The sequence below is a fragment of the Micromonospora sp. M42 genome, from assembly GCF_000568915.1.
Lineage (GTDB): Bacteria > Actinomycetota > Actinomycetes > Mycobacteriales > Micromonosporaceae > Micromonospora > Micromonospora chalcea.
Window position 1 is genome coordinate 1,035,165 of the sequence record NZ_KK037233.1, and the last position, 3,944, is coordinate 1,039,108.

The 3,944-nt window shown below is 75.9% G+C and carries 3 protein-coding genes and 1 pseudogene; 2 read left to right on the forward strand and 2 right to left on the reverse strand.

Annotated features, from left to right (window positions below):
* Positions 1-1,351 (reverse strand): flavin-containing monooxygenase (locus tag MCBG_RS04440; protein WP_223201067.1); only part of this gene is annotated, 1,351 nt, incomplete at its 3' end.
* Between the two features lie 54 nt (positions 1,352-1,405).
* Positions 1,406-1,990, reverse strand: coding sequence for a TetR/AcrR family transcriptional regulator (locus tag MCBG_RS04445; RefSeq protein ID WP_223201068.1), 585 nt, complete (start codon positions 1,988-1,990; stop codon positions 1,406-1,408).
* Between the two features lie 141 nt (positions 1,991-2,131).
* Here MCBG_RS04445 and MCBG_RS04450 point away from each other — a divergent pair, with 141 nt between their 5' ends.
* Positions 2,132-3,484 carry an MFS transporter gene (locus tag MCBG_RS04450; RefSeq protein ID WP_043324092.1) on the forward strand — a complete coding sequence of 451 codons (1,353 nt, stop codon included), beginning with the start codon at positions 2,132-2,134 and terminating at the stop codon, positions 3,482-3,484.
* A 12-nt stretch (positions 3,485-3,496) separates the two neighbouring features.
* Positions 3,497-3,944 (forward strand): annotated as a pseudogene (locus MCBG_RS04455) (hypothetical protein); the annotation flags it as partial.

Sequence of the window (3,944 nt, forward strand, 5' to 3'; positions counted from 1 at the left end):
CGGTCCGCTGAGCGTCCTCGGCCGGGGGCCGTCCCGGGGCGTTCATCGTGCCGCTCCGGCGCGACGCCGGCCGGCCGCCAGTTCGCGGCCCAGTTCGGCCAGGTAGACGTCGAAGTCGACGCGCATGTGCGGTCGGCGTTGCCCCCACCGGGCGGTGGCGGCGCGCAGCTCGTCGCGGCAGGCGGCGGCCTGCCGGGCCGCGTCCGGTGGCACCCAGGTGCCGGCCCAGGCGTGCGGCGACCAGCCGGGCCTGCGCCTCGACCAGGGGGAACGCGGCGCCGGTGGACTGCATCAGCCCGACGAACGCCAGCCCGGGGGCGTCCAGGTGGAACACGTGCCGGTACAGCGGCAGCCGGTCGGGGCCGTCGCCGAGCAGCGCCGGGTCGAGGAACGGCATCTCGACGCGGTAGCCGGTGCACCAGACGACCAGGTCGACCTCGTCGTGGCGGCCGTCGGTGAACTCGACCCGGTCGCCGTCGAAGCGGGCGATGCCGGGCCGGGCCTGGATGTCGCCGTGGGTGAGGCGGGACAGCAGCGCGTCGGACAGCGTCGGGTGGTCCTGGAGGAAGCCGTGCGCCGGTGCGGGCAGCCCGTACCGGGTGGGTGGCCCCACCGCTGTGGTGATCATGGTCTGGCTGATCCGCTGCCGCAGCCGCCACGGCAGCCGGCGGGCCAGCGCGCCGTTGAGCGTGTCCGACGGGCGGCCGAGCAGGTACTTCGGCACCACCCAGACGCCGCGGCGCAGCGACAGCAGCGTGCGTGCGGCGGCGTACGAGGCGTCGACGGCGATGTCCATGGCGGAGTTGCCGCCACCGACGACGAGGACCCGCCGCCCGGCGAGCTGTTCCGGCCCTCGGTAGTCGTGGCTGTGCATCTGCTCGGCGGCGCACTCGCCCGGGTACGGCTCGGGCCGCTTCGGCACCCGGTTGTGCCCGTTGGCGACCACCACCGCCTCGACGTCGACAGCGACCGGGCCGTCCGGGCCGGTGGCGCGTACCCGCCAGCCGTCGCCGGTGCGGGTGACCCGCTCGACGGTGTGGCGCAGCCGTACTGCCTCGCGCAGGCCGAACCGGTCGGCGTAGTCGGCGAGGTAGCCGGCGACGCGGGTGTGGTCGGGGTAGTCGGGCCAGTCGGCGGGCATCGGGTGGTCGGCGAACTCGGTGCGCCCCTTGCTGGTGTTCAGGTGCAGCGTCCGGTACGCGGGCGAGCCGGGTGCGCCGTACACCCAGAGGCCGCCGAGCGTGTCGGCCGCCTCGAACGCGACGGCCGGGATGCCGGCGTCGGCGAGCGCCTTGAGCGTGGCCAGTCCGGCGGCTCCGGCGCCGACGACAGCGACCCTCGGTGTGGCCATACCCGCCTCCTTAATCCAACGACCGATGGATAATCCCCGGAGCGCGGGCCGGCGTCAAGGCCGGGCGCCGCCGTACAGCGCGTCGAGGAAGCGGTGCACGAACGCCCGGAACTCCCGCCGCTCGCGCGCGCCCGAGCCGGTGCCCGCCGCCAGGGCCACCACGTGCCCGTGCACCGTCCAGACCAGGGAACGCACCGTCACGTGCGGCGTCGGCTCGGTCAGCGCGCCCGCCTCGGCCGCCGCGACGAGCAGCTCCTCGACCAGCCCGTACAGCGGCGCGGCGTAGCGGCGGTCCAGCTCGCCGTGCCGCTGCGGCTCCAGCCAGCGGCGCAGCCACAACGCGGTGGTCTCCGGCCGGTCCTCCAGGAAGTCGACGAACACGTCCAGCAGGTCGTGCAGCGCGCGCAGCGCGTCGTGCGGCCCGGCGGACAGGGCCGCCCGGGCGCGCTCCCCGGCTGCCTCGATGACCTCCCGCTCGGCGCTGAACACCCGGGCGAAGCAGGCGTCGTAGAGCTGCGCCTTGGTGCCGGTGTGGTGCACCACGGTGGCGGCGTCCACCCCGGCCGCGGCGGCGACGTCGCGGACGCTGACCGCGTCGAAGCCCCGCTCGGCGAACAACGCGGTGGCGGCGGCGAGCACCAGGTCACGGGTCGGGCGCTGGTCGTCGCGGCGGGGCCGACCGGGCCGGCGGGCGAGGCATGGTCATCCGGCCATTGGTTCCCCCTACAATCCAGCAACCGTTGGATTGGGGGCGGCGTGCCCCGAGGACAGGAGGCCGCGATGACCGGGCTGGATCAGCGCTCCGACGCGCTCACCCTGCCACGCGGCCCGCTCGCCGGGTTCGCCACCGGCTCACTCGGCATGGGCGTCTGGGTGACAGTGCCCGGGCTGCTGCTGCTCTACTTCCTGACCGACGTGCTGGCGGTCGCCCCGTGGCTGGCCGGGCTCACCCTGCTGCTGCCGAAGATCGCCGACGTGCTGCTGCACCCGTGGATCGGGCACCTCTGCGACGTCGAGCAGGCCCGCCGGGGTCACCGCCGACGGCTGCTGCTGGCCGGGTGCGCGCTGCCGCTGGCGTTCGCCGCGCTGTTCGCCGTGCCCGGCGGCCTCACCGGCGCCGCCGCGGCCGGCTGGGTGGCGGTGTTCTTCGTCGCCGGCAACCTGCTGTTCGCCGCGTACCAGGTGCCCTACCTGGCCACCCCTGCCGATCTGCGGATCGGCTACCACGAGCGGACCCGGCTGATGGCGTTCCGGATGGTGGTGCTGACGCTCGGCATCCTGGTCTCCGGGCTGCTCGCGCCGCTGCTGGCCGGCGGCGACGACGCCACCCGCGACGGTTACCTGCTGATGGGCGTGGTGCTGGCGGCCGGGATGCTCGCCGCGATGCTGGTCGGCGTCGCCGGGATCGGCCGGCTGCGCCGTACCGCCGCCGACACGGCCCCGCCGCACGGTCCGGGCGGGTGGCGGGCGCTGGCCGCGAGTTTGCGGGACCGGCAGTTCCGCTGGCTGGTCGGCGCGTACCTGGCCATGTCCACCACCACCCACCTCGTGCTGGCCGGCGTGCCCTACTACGCCGAGTACGAGCTGGGCCGCCCCGGACTCACCACAGTGCTCGTGGCCGCGTTCGTCGCGCCCGCGCTGCTGGTGACCCCGGTCTGGCTGACGGTGGCGCGGCGGATCGGCAAGCAACGCGCCCTGCTCGCCGCGCAGGCCGCGTTCGCCGCCGGGTCGCTGGTGCTGGCGATCGGCCGTCCCGCCGGACTGCCGGTGCTGGTGGCCGCCGTGGCGGTGCTCGGGGTGGCGTTCGCCGGCATGCAGTTGCTGCCGTTCTCGATGCTGCCCGACGTGATCCGCGCGGGCGGCGGCGCCGAGCGGGCCGGCACGTACACCGGGGTGTGGACCGCCACCGAGGCCACCGGCGCGGCGCTCGGCCCGTACGCGTACGCGCTGTGCCTGGCCGTCGGCGGGTTCGTGGCCTCGACCGCCGGGCAGACCGTGACCCAGTCCCCGGCCGCGCTGGACGCGCTTCGCTACGGCTTCGGGCTGCTGCCCGCCGCCGTGATGGTGGTAGCGGTGCTGTTGCAGCGCCGCTACACCCTCGACGGCGCGGCCCGCGCCGACGCCGCCGGATAGACTTCGCCCCCGATGGACGCCGAGCCCGCCACCGACACCCGACCCTGCGCCCACTGCGGACGCGACGTGCCGCAGCGCGTCGGCGCGGGCCGCCCGTTCCGCTACTGCCGGGACAACGACGGCGCCTGCCAGCGGGCCGCGCGCAACTCGCGGATGCGTCACCGCAACTCCCCCGGCCTGCCCGGGCAGGTGGCGCGCACCTGGGAGGCGGTGGACCGGCTCGACCAGATCGTCGAGACCCTCACCGAGGCGCTGCACGCCGAGCTGTCCCCGGCCGGTGTGGAACGGCAGCTCGCCGAGCTGCGCGCGGAGACGTCCGCGCAGGTGGCGGCCGCGCACGCCGAACGCGACGAGGCCCGCCGCGAGACCGAGGACGCGACCGCGGCAGCGGCCCGCGAACGGCAGCAGGCCCGCGCCGCGTACGCCGAACGCGACGCCGCCGCCGACCGGGCCGAGCGGG

What these genes read in the sequence shown, in the direction of transcription:
- MCBG_RS04450 (WP_043324092.1), top strand. Translation starts at nt 2,132, where the DNA reads ATGACCGGGCTGGATCAGCGCTCCGACGCGCTCACCCTGCCACGCGGC.